Raw genomic sequence first — 16814 nt, 5'->3', positions numbered from 1 at the left:
AATCCAATGCAGGAATGAAAAAAGGGCCGTCTCTGGAATAGGGACAACCCTTCTATCTTTACATTTCACCCTATACACTTGTCGCCCTTTCCTGTAGCAGTCGCAACAGAGGTGTCAAAGGAAGATGCTTCACTATTTCTTCTACTCAACCTCTGTTGAGAGGTCACCTAATTCTAGATCATCCCCTCCATCAGATGGGGTGCCTGTTGAGAACACGGAAAAATATTTATAGCTTTCATTCCCTGATGTATCCTTTACTGCTCCTTGGGCTACCCCTAAGAAGTACTCTGCATTATTTTTTAAAGGTGCATTCGGTTGGATCGTTACCGTGTCATTTTTGACGATAAAAGTTGCAGGAACCTCCGCAGCATTATCATCCATTAATAGGAATTCGTTTGTGCCACTTTTCACTTTGCGATCATACTTAATTGTAATCACCGCATTTACATCCACTTTTGTTTCCTCTTCATACGGCACTACATCGATTACGATAGGCGCTTGGTTGTTGCTGGTCACAAACTGAAATAAATACTTATCGATCGATTTAGTAGAATCAGTGGTGCTTACAATTGCTCCTTTGTCGATCTCGATCGCATATTTCGTATTTGATTTCAAAGTCTTGTCAGGACGAATATAGAGTGTGTTATTTTTAATCTCCAATTTTCCGCTGACTGGTGATTTCCCTTCAACCTTATAGAGAGCTACTACTGTTGACGGATCATTGTCAAAAGCAATTGGCACCGAGAATGTTAGCGCAGGTTGAATGTTTGTAGGAACATCTGTCTGCGCAATAATAGGATTAGAAACGGATACGAACACATCCCCAGGTTTTGGATAACTGATTAGGTTGTCGGAAATATACGTGCTATCGAGCTGGTATTCACTTTCGAATTTCGCGACAATTTCCTCTAGCTGCTCATCATCAAGGAACTGATTCGGTACACCAAGCTCTTCTTGCTCCGATTTTGCTGATACGTTGTTGCTGTTAAGCGTTAGACTGAACATGAGTGTTACTGCGAGTAAGGCTTGAAATAAACTCTTCATGCTTCTCCTCCAAAATGGTTTGTTTGTTCATAAAAATCGTATTTCATTTTTAAGGCGTAACATACAGTTTTTTACACGAAATAAAAATACGGTTATTTTGGACTAGGATCTCTTTCATCCATCGTGACCTTCCTAAATTAGAAAACTCGGAGCAAGCTCCCGGCCTCCGTCTCCACTCCAAAAAGCGGTACGTCGACCAAAAAAAGAACGAAAGCAACAACCGCCTTCGTTCTTCCATACGTTTATGCAAAAAAATTCGGAAAGTCAAAGTCATCCCGTTTGCCCGCCAAAATATTTCGTAATAACAGATCAGCGGTCTCGGAGGCAAACTGGTGATCCTCGCTCGTGATAACGCCTTTTTTCAATGCCTCATCGAGTTCATCCTGATCAAGCAGATATACTTCTCCTGTCGGCAGTACCACGATGTCGAGGTACAGATCGTCATACCAGATATGCCCGATCTCATCCTTACCATGTCCCCGGCAAATATCGATATACCATTGCACCGTATTCCCTAACTCATCCATCATTTTCGTAACGGCATAAGCTTGACCATGGGGAAAATACTGCAAGTACACATATCCTCGATCGCCCACACACAGAGTTTTATCCCCGACAGGCATGTAAGCAGGCTCACTTACTTCGTCCAGAGTCAGACGGACAGTGTACCCAGAGAAAGATAAAGCTTCTACCCACTTTTGCTGGTAGCCCAATCGCTTCACGCGTCTCCAACCAGGTCGATCTGCTCGTTTTCGCTTCATAGCCTGCTCTCCCTCGTCGTTTTGGTTGCTTTTACTCTAACATGAATGGGATCGCTTTGTCAGATAGCAAACAAAGACATGCTCACGTAGAACATGCCTAAACGGATGAACCTGCCACTTATGTTTGGGAGGAGTCGTCTTTTGCTGCCAATCGACTGTGTTTGCGCCCATAAAGGAAATAGACGATCGCTCCGACCGACAGCCAACCGAGAAAACCGATCTTGGTCAGCGTAGGCAGATTGAAAACGAGATATCCGCAAAAGAGAACCGCAAGCAAGGGAACAAGCGGAACAAATGGGACGCGAAAAGCCCGCGGTAATTGCGGATGAGTGCGGCGCAGTACAACTAGTCCAATCGAGACCAAAATAAAAGCAAACAGCGTTCCGATGTTAGTGAGCTGGGCCAAGCTCGAGAGGGGCAATAATCCACCGAAGGTTGCAACTAATACTGCCACGACGAGCGTGCTCTTTTGTGGTACCTGTGTGCGGGGATGTACGTGTGAGAAGAGCTCAGGGAGCAAGCCATCTCGGCTCATCGCAAAAAACATCCGGGCTTGTCCATACATCATGACTAACAAAACGGTCGTGATCCCGACGATAGCACCCAACGAAATGAAGCCTGCTACCCAGTCCTGATTGACATAACTGAGCGCAAAGGCTACCGGATTTTTGACATTCAACAATTTGTACGGAACAATCCCTGTCAATGTCAGCGAGACAGCAATGTACAAAATCGTGCACACGAGTAAGGACGAGATGATCCCGATTGGCATGTCGCGCTGGGGATTGCGCACTTCTTCGGCCGCACTGGACACCGCATCAAACCCGATAAAAGCAAAAAACACCGTTGCGGCACCAGTCGCTACTCCCGCAAAACCAAACGGCATAAATGGACTCCAGTTTTCCGGCTTGACATACATGACCCCAACGACGAGGAACAGGACAACTACCGTTATTTTTATTAACACCATGATGGTATTCAAGCTCGCTGACTCTCTCGTTCCCTTCATCAACAAAGCTGTAATGATGACAATGATGAGGACCGCAGGTAGATCGATGATTGTTCCTTTCGATGCATCAAACGCACTCGTGAGCGCATGCGGCAGGTGGATGTTAAACCCAGCTAGCAATCCCTGGGCATACCCCGACCATCCGCTTGCCACCGCAGCACAAGCCACTCCGTATTCGAGAATCAAGTCCCACCCAATCATCCACGCGACAAATTCGCCAAATGCCGCATAACTGTATGTATATGCGCTTCCCGACACTGGAACAGTCGAAGCAAATTCCGCATAGCAGAGTGCGGCAAACACACAGGCAAGTGCCGCAATAACAAAAGACAAAACAAGTGCTGGCCCAGCGTGCAAGGCAGCGGCAACTCCCGTTAACACAAAAATCCCTGTTCCCATGATCGCGCCGATGCCCAGCATCGTCAGGTCAAAAGCACCTAATGACTTTTTGAGCGAGCTTTCGTTTTTATCCACCTGCTCCAGCATTTGTGCAACTGACTTTTTCCTCAGCAATTGATTTTTCCATGACATCATGTGCGACCTCCCAAGCGGGTCATTCACTTCCAACCGTGATTGAAAACAGTTGGAGTATGATCCGTTTGGAGGAAAATTATGCACATGTGCAGTTTGGGCGGATTTTGTCAGGGCTACCTACTTGCTAATCCGCGCCCAATGACATTGGCGGAAACTGGTGTAATCCCAAGCTCTCTCGCCCAAATGGACAACTGTCCCATGTGATGAATCTCGTGGGCGATGACATGGCGAAGCAGCTCCCCCTTCGTGTACACTTCATCATCCCAGGCGACCTTTACCGATTCGTTCTCCATCTCGTCTGACCAATTCTCGATGAAATCACGCAATTCTATGCGCCATGCATCTGATAGTTCTTTTACCTTTTCCAGAGACTTGTAATCTTCATACGATACCTGAATATCCGGCTTCCCCTGTACACCTCGAAGCCAGCTATACTCCACATCTGTAATGTGAAACAGCGTGTACAAAATCGTGGCAGCCCCACCTGTACGCTCGCGGAGCAATTCATCTGACGACAGCTGCTTGCACCATTCCATCCACTCGTCCCGTACCTGCCAGTTATACTGGAAAAACATTTTCATTGGATTCGCTCCTTGTTTGATCATTATGTAGATTAGGAAAATTTTAACTAATTATAGCACGTACGTTCGTGTTTTGTGAAATCCTGTGTGCTTGTCTTCTAACGGTAGTGGTCGGGTGAAGCCCTGCCACATGTTTTCCAGTCGCCTGTATCCTCTCTTCGTTCGGGTGGTCTCCTTCCAAACATGTGACAGTGCTTTCGTATAGCTTTGATCTCTTCTGGCTGTTAGATCATAGTGGTGGGCAGGTCAAAGTAGCCTCCTCGAATTTACTTTCGCATTTATTAACCAAAGCCGCGTAGGAAGAAGTGTATTTCCAGTCAAAGCGCCTCTGGAGCCCACCTTAGCGCAGGAAAAAATGGCGGGGAATTTCAGCTTCACTTATGGACTACCTCCTCGAAACTTCTACGTTTGAAGCGCTCCCGCCATTTATTCCGGAGCGGACAGTCATTCCCGCTTGTGGGGCGTAGGCCGAAGCGTAGACTGGAAATGCGCTTCTTCCTCCACTACAGTAGCAGTAACTAACAAAAAGACCGCCAGAGCTAACCCTGACGGTCCAACATACTAATCCATGCTTTCATCCAAAAACGAAAGAGAGAATCCACCTGAGAGTAAATAAAGAAAACTAGACACGTTCCCTTTTGGCTTGATGATCTGCTTGATCGCCCGAACGTATAGCCTGATCTGGCCTTCGTATCTTCTTTTCATCTCTTCGATGGCTACGGCAGTCGCTTCTTTTGCCATCCAATCTGTCTTGAAATCGATCAGGACGAGGCTTCCATCCTGTTCCTCCAACAGGCAATCAATGACCCCTTGAACGACAACCTGCTCGTTGCTTTCTTCACCTAACTCCGCTTCTACTTCATAAGCAGGAAGCACGAGGGTAAATGGTAATTCACGATGCACGACCGCCGCCGCCTTCATTCGCTGCCCCAAAGGATCAGTGAAGAATCGGGCGATCTGGGGAACATCTACTGCTTGTACCTGCTCGTCAGTCAAAAAGCGACGTGCCGCGAGTGCCATCACCTGCTCCCGAATATCCGCTTCATCCAGCGGACGCTTCAAATCGAGATGCTGGAACACTAAGTGCGTGATTGTCCCTTTTTCTGCTGCTGTCAGTCGATTGGATTTTTGCTCAGACAAAAACTTTGGCTTTTCCGTAATCGACGGCAGTGTGAGTGGCTGTCCGCCTTTGCTGACTTTGGCATGTCGCTTGAGTTCGCTGACACTCCATTTCGCAGCGACGCGTGGCGCAATAGGATGCGGGTCCTGCCAACCTAATCTCGTGTCTACAATCTCTCGCAACGTGTGATCAGACGGCCGTTCCTCAATCGCCTCTCGTCTGGTCATACGCTCCCACAGAGACGCATCGTCGTTGATTGACTCTCCTTGAGCACGGAGCTCATCTGCCTGATAGAAATGAAACGACCAAACCGAATAATCTTGCACACTTCTGACTCTCACGACATCTCCTGAGCCTTGTTGCTCTGGATATGCCCGCAGCAATCCTGCGCCAGGATGTCGAAGCATCGCACGCCCTACCCAATCCAGGTAACCTTTTGCCTGTATCAAATCTTCGTCACTGAGCCGCTCGCTGTCATCCTGTCTGCCCCAGTCCGTCACACTTTTTGCGAGATCCTTCGATGAACCAACAAGAATGAGCTTCTCGCGTGCACGCGTCAAAGCCACATAAAGCACACGCATTTCCTCTGCCAGCATATCCCGACGTAGCTTTTGCCGGATGCCTAGCGCAGCCAGACTCGGATAGCGCAGCTGCATGGAGGGCTCGATTGCCATCGGGCCAAAGCCCAGATCTTTATGCAGCAAAAACTGGCTTTTCAAATCCATCGTATTAAACTGCTTGCCCATACCCGCCACAAAAACAACTGGGAACTCCAGCCCCTTACTTTTATGGATCGTCATGATTCGTACGACATCCTCGTTTTCTCCGATGGTTCTTGCTTCGCCCATATCATTGCCCGCCTCTTGCAGACGGTCGACAAAGCGCAAAAAGCGGAACAAACCTCGATAGGAGCCAGCTTCGTATTGTCTCGCACGATCATAGAGCGCACGCAAGTTGGCCTGTCGCTGCTGACCGTTTTCCAGAGCCGCCACATAATCGAGATAGCCCGTCTCCCGGTATAGCATCGTCAGCAGTTCCGATAAAGCACCTCTGCGAGCCTCTGTCCGCCATAGATCCAATCGGCCAAAAAACTGTCGCAGCCTTTTCTCCCACGACTCTTGGGCCGGGCGTTCCTCTGCATATTGGAGTACGGCTTGGTGAAACGGCCCTGTCGCGTAGTGAATGCGGATTTGAGCAAGTTGCTCCTCCCGCAAGCCCACGATAGGAGACCGCAATACAGCTGCCAATGGAATGTCTTGGAGCGGGTTGTCAATGACACGCAGCAAGGAGAGCATCGTTTCTACCTCCGTCGCCGCGAAATAACCCGCAGTCTGCTCCGCATACACGGGAATTCCTGCCGCGTGCAGCTCCTCTTGCATTGTCTGCCCCCAGCCTGAGGTCGCACGAAGCAAAATAACGATATCGTGATAGGCCAGCGGACGCATTCCCCCAGCCTTTTTATCGAAAACGAGCAGTGGCTCTTCTCCCTCGCCTGGCTCCATCCAACGTCGAATGCGGCTGGCAATCAGTCGCGCTTCCAGCTGTGCTACACTCGCTTCCTCTGCGGACTCTCCTTCTGTCTCGGGAATACCTGCTTCGCCCTCATCTGTCGACTCGGCAACTACCACCTGACCTTCTTCTGCTATCGCTGTATTCCGGTCGATCAGATGCATCTCTGCCTGCAAACGGTTCGGCTGTGCTTCAGGATAAGACGCACGGTTGATCAACTCCGCCGAAGGATCATAACCAATCTCACCTACCCCGTGAGACATGATCTGACGAAACAAAAAGTTAACGGCATCTACGACTTCTCTTCTACTGCGGAAGTTTGCCGCCAGATCAATACGCCGTCCGATGCACACTTCGTCAGCGTCCCTATCTTTTTGATAGGTCACATATTTTTCGAGAAACAGCTTCGGCTCTGCCAAGCGGAACCGATAAATACTCTGCTTCACATCACCTACCATGAAGCGATTCGCTGGCTGACCATCCGCTCCGTCTCGGGAAACCATTTGCAAGATGGTCTCCTGCACGAGGTTGATATCCTGATATTCGTCTACCAGCACTTCAGCGAACTGTTCACGCAATTGGGTCGAGATAGACGATGGAACAGTCTCCCCAGACTCATTCGTTTCGGTTAAAACGCGCAGAGCAAGATGCTCCAAGTCGCCAAAGTCGACTAAGCCACGCGAGCGCTTCTCCAATTGAAATGCGTCCGAAAATGCTGTCACCAGTCTTGCCAATGTCTGCATGTGAGGAGCAATCCGCTGCAAATCCGCAACGTACTGCTCGGCTGTCGTAGAAAAGTATTGCTCGATTTGCTCTGCCAGTTCCTTTTTCACGCTGTTTCGCAGGTCTTGCACCTGTTCCTTCACGAGCGGATCTGTACCTTTCACTGGAGGCAGCTTGGCAAATACAACTCCTCGGACAGCTCCGACAGTCGCTTCCCAGCCATCTATGCAAGCCGCTCCAGCACGCTCTAGGGCAGCTGCTTCCGCCTCAAGCAAAGGCAAATAGCCAGCAGGCCCTTCCGGTGAGCCTGCCAATAGAACTGCCCTGCGCATCTTAGCCGTCATTCCACCGAGTGCCAGCTCCACAGAACGCAGCACGCTTCTGGTCCACTCCAGTCCGTCCAGACCGTTTTTATCGTGAACCGCAAACATTCCAGCTGCTTCCCCGAGCCATTGTTCTGGTGCCGGATGACTGCGTGAAAACTCATACAGCCTGAGCAGTAAAATGGTGAGAGCATGATCGTCCTGACCGTCCAGCATCACATCAGCTAATGCATGAAAATCCACGTCATTCTCATACCAGCTCTCCAGCTGTTCCTCCAAGACATCCTGCCGCAAAAGCTCGCCTTCCATCTGATCGGCAATGCGAAAATCAGGATCGAGTTCAATCAGATAGTAATACTGGCGCAAAATCCCCAAGCAAAACGAGTGAAGCGTCGTAATCGTCGCCCGCTGAAGCAGCGCCAGTTGTCGACGCAGATGAGAAGAGTGCGGGTCATCTTTCAATGCTTTTCGCAATGCATCGCCAATCCGGTGACGCATCTCAGCCGCTGCCGCATTGGTAAAGGTCACCACCAACAGCTGATCGACTCCAACCGGGTCCTTCTCGTCCATGATCCGTCGGATAATCCGCTCAACCAGAACAGAGGTTTTCCCTGAGCCTGCTGCCGCTGCCACCAGGAGATTATTCCCGCGCTGGATAATCGCTTGCCATTGCTCGTCCGTCCATTGTTCAGGCTTGGCCTGCAATTGTTGATCCGCCATCGGTCATTCCTCCTTCTCCTGCCATCTGCTGTTCTGCCAGCATGCTCCATATTTGCTTGTTGTTCCACTTGGCAAGCTGGCGGTGCTCATTCCCGCCTGCATCTCCATCGAACTTACATACAGGCTTGTACGAACAGTAATCGCAAGCAGTCATCGTCCCATTTGTGTACGGTTCGATCTGGATTTCCCCGTTGGTCATGCGCGTACTGATTTGCTTCACGGTATCGCGAACATAGGAGGTCAAGGCTTGGAATTGCTCGGCTGTTGCCACAGATGATCGCGACGAAAGCGTTCCGTCCTTTTTGATTTCAAATGGCACCAGCTCTGACGCCCCTTGCTCTACATAGCCATCCATCATTCGTGCCAGCTCTGGGTCTGCGAGCATTAAGCCTTTCATGCGCAAGCGCTTTGCCCGCTCCTTTGCCGCTTCGTCAGCCGTTAGCAAGCGTTTTGCCGTCACAAAAGGATCGGCTACCTGATAGTAGAAAACGCCTCCCATTTCGGCTTTTTTCCCCAGCCATTCCTCCGCATTTGCCACGACGACATCCAGATAGACGAGCAGTTGCAAGTTCAGGCCATTCCACACGTCGGAGAGAGACAGCTGCTTGGGACTGGACTTGTAGTCAATCACGCGCAAATACGGGACCTCACTATCCAGTGATTGGTCAACGCGGTCAATTCGTCCGATTAACTGAAGCTCCACGCCATTTTCAAGTGTTAAAGCCAATCCCGGTAAATCTGAACTTGGCCCAAACGAAACCTCCAGTCCTACTGGTGCAAAACGGCTGCGCTTCGCATGCTCCCCGAGTACGTAAATCGCGCGGCCAACTGCTCGCTTCAGCTTGCCGGACAAATAACGATACCGGGCTGTCCGCGTCAAAATGCTGCTGCGAGTCGCAGGAACCAGTTCTTCTACAACCACATTTGCAAGCTGCATGCTATTGTCTTCCGTCAGCTTGCTCCACTCCAGATTGTCTTCGTTCATTTTTTCAACGGCTCGCTTGAGTGATGCGTGGAACAGCTCTCCCACATCGAAACGCTCCAGCTTGTACATCGTTCTCTCTGCCAATCTGAGACCGTGGGAAGAGAAATGCGAGAACGGACATGACTGGAACCGCTCCAGACGAGACACGCTCATTTTTAGTTGTTTGCCGTACAAGGTCGTGCTCGTTTCTAAATCCAGCTCCTGCGGTCGATTGAAGTAACGCAAGCCGGACAACAGCCACTGCTCCCGTTTGACATCGGAAGAGGTACGAATATACCAATCGTATACCTCCCACCAGAAATCTGGCAGCTCTCCTGTTTTCTTCATAGATCGCAATAGCGTCAACAGGTGGCGGAACACACGTCTCGGATGACCGAGCAAGAATGCATCGGTCTCGTGCTGCCCCGTCGGTTCGTTATAAAACACCTGATGCGGGATATCTGGCAGCACTTCCCGGATGCGTGTAAACACGGAGGAGGGCAGCAGTGCCTTGCCCTCTTCATCTGCCAACGCACAGCTCAGGATTAGTCTCTCCGATGGTCTCGTCATCGCTTGGTACAGCAGGTAAGGCTCAGCCATCAGCCGTTGCTTTGCACTCGGTGCCAGCGACATGCCCATTTCAGCCAGTCGCTCACGTTCCGCCTCATCCAGAATTCCTTCTTCTTTTGGACGCAACGGAATAATGCCCTCGTTAACGCCAAGCAAAAACAGAGCTTTGACATCCGGTTGACGGGAGCGCTCCATAGCCCCGATCAGCACCTGATCCAGCGCCGGGGGAACGAGTCCCAATTCAATCGTCTCCAGACCGCTGTCGAGCACACGAGCAAATGTCGCCAGATCCATGCTCTCGTCGCCCATGACCTCCACGACCTGATCCATCAGCTCGATCAATCCCGTCCATACTTGCCCGTGCACCTGTGCTGCATCGAGATCACCGTCATTTTCTGCCTTCCTCTGCCAATTCTCTAGCTTGTTAGGCACATCCAGCGCGATCAGAAGATTGTACAGAGCAAGAGTCATTTCCTGTACGTTATTGCCCGTTGCTTGCTTCATCTCTTTTTCAAAGAACAGGAGCGGCGCTGCGTATTTGCGTCTCAATTCATCGATTTTCGCGTCTTCCTCAGCACCAGCTTGCCCGCGGAAATGCCAAGCAGATTCTTCTGCCCATTGATAACCAAAGACACCATGAGCCAGCACGTAGTTTTCCAGTCGGTCGATTTCCTTCCGAGCTGTATGCTCATCGGTGATATCCAGCAGGAGCAGGTCTGTTTTCAAGCAGCGGAAAACAGCGTCGTAGCGCCATTTTGTGACAATGACCTCCAATGCCGAGCGCACCAGCTCGACCAAGGGATGGTGCATGACAGAGCGCTTCTGGTCCAAGAAGTGCGGGATGCCGTATTCGGTAAATACAGCCGAAATCTCGTCAGCGTACGTACCAATTTCCCGAAGCAAAATCGCCATGTCCTTCCAGCGATACCCCTCTTCTCTCGACAGGGTCAAGAGCTTCAGCGCCACAGCCTCTACCTCTGCTCGCCTGCTCACTGCTGAGAGCATCGTCACTTCGTCTGAACGTCCGGGCTGATCCGGGATTGGCGGGTCTCCCCATTGGAAATACACTTGTTCGACCTGACGAAGCCATGGACTGCTCTGGAATCGCTGTGCCTCGGTCAATAAAAGCGGCTTGGCGATTGAGACACCCGATTCACGCGCCATCAGTGTCAAGGCTTGGTATGTTCGCAGTGTAGGGTGGAACAGCCCCAGTTCATCCACAGAGGCGTCCCGTTCATTCGGGTCAAGCGTCAGCGCAATCGTCACCTGCTTGGCGTGCTGCATCAACTGCTCGATCAAGCGCAGCTCTTGATTCGTAAACCCGGTAAAGCCATCGATAAATATTTCAGCCTGCTTGATGTACATGGAATCACGTACCATTGTGGCCACTCGGTTCAGGATGTCATCCGCATCACAATACCCCTCCGACAAGTAAGCCTCGTACGCATTCATAATCAAGCGAAGGTCATGTATTTTTTGATTGAGATTGGCTCCTCCCCACTCCAGATTCTCGGAATCGGTGAAGGATACCCCATACGATTTGCACTCGCTAATCAAGCGACCGAGCTGAGAAGCAAACCCAGGCTGTGTCGCCGAGCGCCCGAATACGTTCAGCTCTTCCTTGTGCCGCTCCAAAAGCATGCGCAAAACCATATGCTTGCCCAGATCGTCAACAGGCACGGTAGTCAGGTCGCCCAGCTCCTGCATGAGCCTGTGAGCCAATCGACCGAAGCTGAGCACTTGTGTCCCCATCACACCGCCTAGCTCTGGCAGTGTGGCGAGCGCATACTCTTCCTGAAAGCTGGCCTGTTCCGGTACGAGCAGAATCATAGGCGAACCCAACGGCTTTTCCCGTAGCCGGGCTTGCATCTGCCGATGAATCGATTCTGTCTTCCCCGTTCCTGCCCGTCCCAGTATAAATTGGACTGCCATGATTTTTCCCCTTCCCTACTCCATTTCCAGATGCAGCATGCTGCCTTTTCCCATCGGTTCTGCTGGTGTCACGACCAGACGACGCGGCATGCGCACACGTATTTCCGGGACGTGGCTAATGACCCCGATGGTAAAATCGTCCATGCGCAGTCGTTCAAGCGCATCCATAACGACTTCCAATAGCTCCGGATCGAGTGTCCCAAAGCCTTCGTCCAAGAAGAAAAACTCCAGGCGGCCGCCACGCATTTGAATCTCCATCGACAGGGCAAGAGCCAGCGACAAGGAAGTCAGGAATGTTTCCCCGCCAGACAATGTGCTTACTGGACGGCGCATTCCTCCAGCTCCTTCATCTCGCAAAACAAATTCGCCCTCGTCGCCGATTTCCAGCCCGTAACGATTGGCGGTCATCCGCTTCAGGTGATACGAAGCGTCTCTGGCGATTGATACCAGTTTTTCCTCCGCAATGAACTGGACAAACGCCTTGGCTTCAAACAACTTTTTCAACTCTTCCAAGCGGCTCTGCTCATCCTGCTGCTGTACCATCTCTTTATGAAGCTCTTGCCATTTGTCATGATTTTTTTCCATGCGATCCACGTGCTCTTTGGCGACAGCGACTTGCTTTTGCGCCTCCTGGAAGGCTTGCTCCCATTGCTCCCATGCCTCTTTTGCAGTGGTGAGCTCTTCTTGCGTAAACGAACGGCCTGCTACTGCTTGCTGTAGCCTTTCTTCCTCGTAACGAAGCTGCCCTGCGATTCGCGTGTAAGCCTCGACTTGTTCCTGTGCCTGTGGCAATTGCTCGCGCTCTGCGTACCGCTCCCGTACATACTCGACAGTGCCGAGACCTGTTTCTTGCAAGCCTTGGTACAATGTCTCGTGAGCTTCCGTACGTTGCCGTGTGAGGATGGCCAGCGTCTCCGAATATTTGACCAGATTGTTTTGCACCGTTTCCCGGGCCTCGGCGGCCTCTTTGCGCTTTGTCTCTGCCAACGTGACTGCCTGACGCAAACCGAGGAGAGAATCCTCTACCCGCATCAGACACTCCTGCGCAGTAAGTCCTCCCGTGCGTTCCAGCCATTGGGCATGTTTTTGTTCCCACATGCGCTTTCTATCTTCAAGCTTTTCCTTCAGCGCCGCTTCCCGTGATTTGCCCTCTACCTTACGCGACTTGGCGGCTTCTACTTGCATCGTCAGCTTTCCGCGCAGCGTTTCTTTCTCGGATCGTACCTGCTGTAGTTCTGCTAAACGGCGATCTGATTTTCCGATTTCCTCGTACCGCTGTTCGATTTCCTCAATGGGAAGCTCATTGCGCTTCGTGTCGAGCTCTTCTCTGGATTGCTTTTCTTGCATGGATGCAGCGTCCAGGCGAGCTTTATTGTCATTGATTGCCTTCTGTGCCTGCTCGAGCAACAGCGTGCTCCGCTCCATCAAGCGTTTCTTTTCCGCTTCTTCCTCACGCAAGGCCTCCAGCTGCTGCTGCAATTGCTCACGCTCTGCTTTTAGTCGCTCTCTTTCCGCTTGCTTGGCGATCCGTTCTTTTTCCTCGCGCTGATAGACTCCGAGTAGCTCTTCAAAAGAATCCACGATCCAAGGCTGTCCGTACCCGCGACACTCTGCCTTGATCGCTTCCAAGCGCGCTTCCAGCTGTTCCTGTTCAGCCTTTACACTTGCTAGGCGCTCATCAAAAGCAGCAAGCGCTCCCTTCGCTGCCAACCAGGCTTCCTTGGTCTTGCCTGCTTCTTGCTCAGCCGCACGCAAAGCCTCTTCTGACACTTTGATTCGGGCACGCAGGGCATCACCCTCCGTCCCCACTTCAGACGCTTTTGTATGGTTTTGGTGCCCGTGTGGGTGGTGTTCGGAACCACATACCGGACACTCCTTGCCTTCCTCTAAACGTTCGCGCAAAAATCGCGCCATGTTTTCCTGCTGCCAGCGTTCCCATTCTTGGCGCAGCTCATCTCGTTGGACCAGTTGACTCTTCACAAGCGCTTCGCTTGTCTCTACTGCCCGAGTCAGCTCTTGATTGCGCTCATCCAACTGCTTACGCTCCTGGACGATGTGTTGCGACTTCTCCTGCCATGATGAGAAAGCCTGCAATACTTCCCGCCACTGGCGCCCTACCTGCTTCATGTCTGCCAGTACATTTCTTGCTTTCTCCCATTCTGCTTCACTCATCAAAGCCGAGTCGGTAGGTGCTGCCAGCTCTTCTCTTTTTTGTGCCAACCGATTCGCACACACTTCCCAGCTGCGCTTGTTCTCATCGGCCGCATGGGTTGCCGCCTGGATGTGCTCCTCTGCTGCGAGTTGTTCTTTTTCCAGCTCACGTACCTTGGCATAGTCCCGTTCCCACTGCTGCTTCGCTTCTCTGGCTGCCGCTATTTGTGCTCGCCATTCTGGAGAGATCGTGACCTGCTTCATCTGTTCTTGCAGATCCGCCCACGCTAGCTCCCAGTTTTTTAATTCGGCTTCATCCTTTTCCAACTGTTGTTCGATGTTGGTCAAGGCGACTGACACTTCATTCCACTCTCGCTCCAGACCTGTCCACTCTTCCCGGATCGCCTTTAGCTCCTCTTCCCATTCCTGTGCCTGTACCAGCCTGCCCTTTTGCTGAATCAGTAACGGCTCCTGTACAGCCAATTCGGCATGAACCTTCTGATACGCTTGCTCTGCCTCATCTGCGGCCAAACGAGCACTCTCCTGTTGTTCGCGGCTGCGTTCCAATGCCGTACCGGTCGCATGCCATTCCTGATCCAAACGCTCATATTGCTGGAGTAATGGCCACAATCGAATACTCGACTCCCATTCGCGAATCTTCGTGGTTAGGGATGCCATTTCCGCTTCATTTGCTTCCTGCTGCTGTAGTTGCGCCTGGACTTGCAATAGCTCCTGATGCCACTGGTTCAGCTGCTCCAGCTCCTTTAGCTTCCCGGCCAGCTCCTGTTTTTGCTGGGTGAATTCCTGCTCTTTTTGCGCAGCTTCCTCCCATGTATGTCTCGCCAGCTCCAAGGCTTCCGGACCTGCGTCACCCAGAGCTGCACTCGCCAGTTGCAAGCGATGCATCTGTTCCTTGACCTGCTCCAACGCGTGCCGTACGCGCTCGCTCAGCTTTTCCCCATAAATATGTAGGCGGAACATTCGTTGCAGCATTTCATTGCGCTCACTGCCCTTCAGCGTCAAGAAACGGGAAAATTGCCCCTGTGGCAAAACGACCGCCCGGGTAAAGTCCTGCAAAGTGAGACCAATCAGCGCCTCAATCGCGGCAGTCGCGGACGTGGCTTTGGATTCCAATACGACATCCGGCTCTCCGGTCAAGGCTCCCGACTGAATCAGCCTTACTTCCGGTTGTCTCTTGTTCCCCTTTTTATCCAGGCCAAATTCCCGTTCCACCGTATATTGCTTTCGCTCATCGCCAGTCCCCAGCTCAAAGGTAAAGGACACAAATACGCGCTGCTCCAGCTGGTTCAGCACTTCTTTCGGATGGTTTCCCCCGCCCAACCGGACGACCTGCCCGTACAGCGCTAGCGTGATCGCGTCCAAGATTGTCGATTTCCCGCTTCCAGTCGGACCGAATATCCCAAACAGTCCCGCCTGACATAGCACTTCGAAATCGACCTCTTGCATTTCTCTGTAGCTGTGCATCCCTGCCAGCTTCAATCGTATCGGTCTCACTCTTCTTCCCCCTCTCCTCCGGTTTCTGCCAATAGACGCTGGAACAAGGCCACCAGCTGCTCATCCGGCTCTGCTCCCCGTCTCCGTTCATAGAAGCGTTTGAACAATTGATCGGACGTCAGCTCTGTCAGCTCGACCCGCTGCTCCTCTTCCTCCTCACGCTCTTCCCTCACGACAACACGTTGTATTTTCAAAAAATCATCCGAAAGCTTGCGGACACGCTGAAATTCTGCCGGGTCGATCACGCCAGATACATGCAGCTCCAAGTCAATCCACGCCCCTGCATCGCGTCCCTCTTCCAACCAGCGCTCGACTTGCTCAATTCCCTCCGTCGCCCTCCAACGTGCCAATGGCCGTGCGCTCGTCAAATAAATGATCTCCTCACGCACTTCTTGCCCTGGCTCCACCTCGACCAGTACGACTGCCTTGCTCTGACCTGCTTCGGAAAAGCTGTACGAAATCGGTGAACCGCTGTAACGCACCAACGGCTTGTCACTGAGCTTTTGCAGTCGATGGAGATGGCCGAGCGCCACATAATCAGCGTTCTTCGGAAAAGCCTGCGGTGATACAGTCAACGCTCCCCCAATTTGAATCGGTCGCTCCGAATCTGTTTCCTTACCGCCCATGACAAATAAGTGGCTCGTGACCAGATTGACCGTATCCTCACGAAAATGAACAGACAGATCAGCAAGCAATTGTGCAATGCGCTCGGAAAAAGCAAGCTGCATCTGCTCCTGGGTAAAGCTTTCGCTCAACAGCTCCTTTAATCGCGATTCAGAAGGATACGGCAAAGCCAAAATGACCGCATTCGCTGCGCAGCCAGGAATCTTCATTTCTAGCCAAGAAGGGCCTCCCTGCACAAGTTGCACGCGATCAGTCGATGCTTCCTGCGTCAGCAATGGCGCTTCCTTCGGCAACCCCAACAATACAATTCCGTGCTTTGTGGCAAGCGGCGCTGCTGCCCGCACCCGCTCAGGCTGGTCATGGTTCCCCGCGATCACGACAACACCTCGCCTGCCTTCCGAAGACAAGCGCTCTAATGCATCATAAAAAAGCTCTTCCGCCCAAGCAGGCGGATTGACCGAATCGTACACATCCCCAGCAATGAGCACCAAATCCACTTCCCGCTCATCAGCGATGTGACAGAGCTCGTCCACAAAAGCTGTTTGTTCTATCCGTCGGTCCCGCCCTTCCAGCTGCCGCCCGAAATGCCAGTCGGCTGTATGTAATATCCGCATGTCTACTATCACTCTCCACGATCATGTGTTTGCTTTTCATTGTAACAAAAGACAGCGCGGTTCGCGGTTGAAATTTACTCCACTTCCCCGTTACTTTTGCTCCTGACTGCTCGTCTTCCA

The 16814-nt window shown here is 51.6% G+C and carries 8 protein-coding genes; all 8 read right to left on the bottom strand.

Annotated features, from left to right (window positions below; genetic code table 11):
• Nucleotides 1-141 precede the first annotated feature (141 nt).
• Entirely contained in the window at nt 142-1044 is a 903-nt protein-coding gene (locus tag HPY27_RS25970; protein WP_174226331.1) for an Ig-like domain-containing domain, read from the bottom strand.
• Between the two features lie 242 nt (nt 1045-1286).
• A complete protein-coding gene (locus tag HPY27_RS25965) occupies nt 1287-1805 on the bottom strand; it encodes a ribonuclease FAU-1 family protein (RefSeq protein WP_173622859.1) in 519 nt (172 codons plus the stop codon).
• 118 nt (nt 1806-1923) lie between these two features.
• Nucleotides 1924-3345, bottom strand: a complete 1422-nt coding sequence (bcaP, locus tag HPY27_RS25960) for a branched-chain amino acid transporter BcaP (protein WP_017251547.1) — start codon at nt 3343-3345, stop codon at nt 1924-1926.
• Between the two features lie 116 nt (nt 3346-3461).
• Nucleotides 3462-3929 (bottom strand): DinB family protein, encoded by a 468-nt coding sequence (locus HPY27_RS25955; RefSeq protein WP_017251548.1) that lies wholly within the window; start codon nt 3927-3929, stop codon nt 3462-3464.
• A gap of 561 nt (nt 3930-4490) precedes the next feature.
• On the bottom strand, nt 4491-8324 hold the full coding sequence (addA, locus tag HPY27_RS25950; protein WP_174226330.1) for a helicase-exonuclease AddAB subunit AddA: 3834 nt from the start codon (nt 8322-8324) through the stop codon (nt 4491-4493).
• On the bottom strand, nt 8293-11790 hold the full coding sequence (gene addB / locus HPY27_RS25945) for a helicase-exonuclease AddAB subunit AddB (RefSeq protein ID WP_174226329.1): 3498 nt from the start codon (nt 11788-11790) through the stop codon (nt 8293-8295). The genes addA and addB overlap by 32 nt, the downstream gene beginning before the upstream one ends.
• Nucleotides 11791-11805: 15 nt before the next feature.
• Nucleotides 11806-15456, bottom strand: coding sequence for an AAA family ATPase (locus tag HPY27_RS25940; protein WP_174226328.1), 3651 nt, complete (start codon nt 15454-15456; stop codon nt 11806-11808).
• Nucleotides 15453-16694, bottom strand: coding sequence for an exonuclease SbcCD subunit D (locus tag HPY27_RS25935; RefSeq protein WP_017251552.1), 1242 nt, complete (start codon nt 16692-16694; stop codon nt 15453-15455). The genes HPY27_RS25940 and HPY27_RS25935 overlap by 4 nt, the downstream gene beginning before the upstream one ends.
• Nucleotides 16695-16814 lie beyond the last annotated feature (120 nt).

The sequence above is a fragment of the Brevibacillus sp. HB1.1 genome, from assembly GCF_013332445.1.
GTDB lineage: Bacteria > Bacillota > Bacilli > Brevibacillales > Brevibacillaceae > Brevibacillus > Brevibacillus porteri.
This window is presented reverse-complemented; position numbering and strand designations above follow the sequence as displayed.

What these genes read in the sequence shown, in the direction of transcription:
- HPY27_RS25970 (WP_174226331.1), bottom strand. Translation starts at nt 1,044, where the DNA reads ATGAAGAGTTTATTTCAAGCCTTACTCGCAGTAACACTCATGTTCAGT.
- HPY27_RS25955 (WP_017251548.1), bottom strand. Translation starts at nt 3,929, where the DNA reads ATGAAAATGTTTTTCCAGTATAACTGGCAGGTACGGGACGAGTGGATG.
- HPY27_RS25965 (WP_173622859.1), bottom strand. Translation starts at nt 1,805, where the DNA reads ATGAAGCGAAAACGAGCAGATCGACCTGGTTGGAGACGCGTGAAGCGA.
- addA (WP_174226330.1), bottom strand. Translation starts at nt 8,324, where the DNA reads ATGGCGGATCAACAATTGCAGGCCAAGCCTGAACAATGGACGGACGAG.
- HPY27_RS25935 (WP_017251552.1), bottom strand. Translation starts at nt 16,694, where the DNA reads ATGCGGATATTACATACAGCCGACTGGCATTTCGGGCGGCAGCTGGAA.
- bcaP (WP_017251547.1), bottom strand. Translation starts at nt 3,345, where the DNA reads ATGTCATGGAAAAATCAATTGCTGAGGAAAAAGTCAGTTGCACAAATG.
- addB (WP_174226329.1), bottom strand. Translation starts at nt 11,790, where the DNA reads ATGGCAGTCCAATTTATACTGGGACGGGCAGGAACGGGGAAGACAGAA.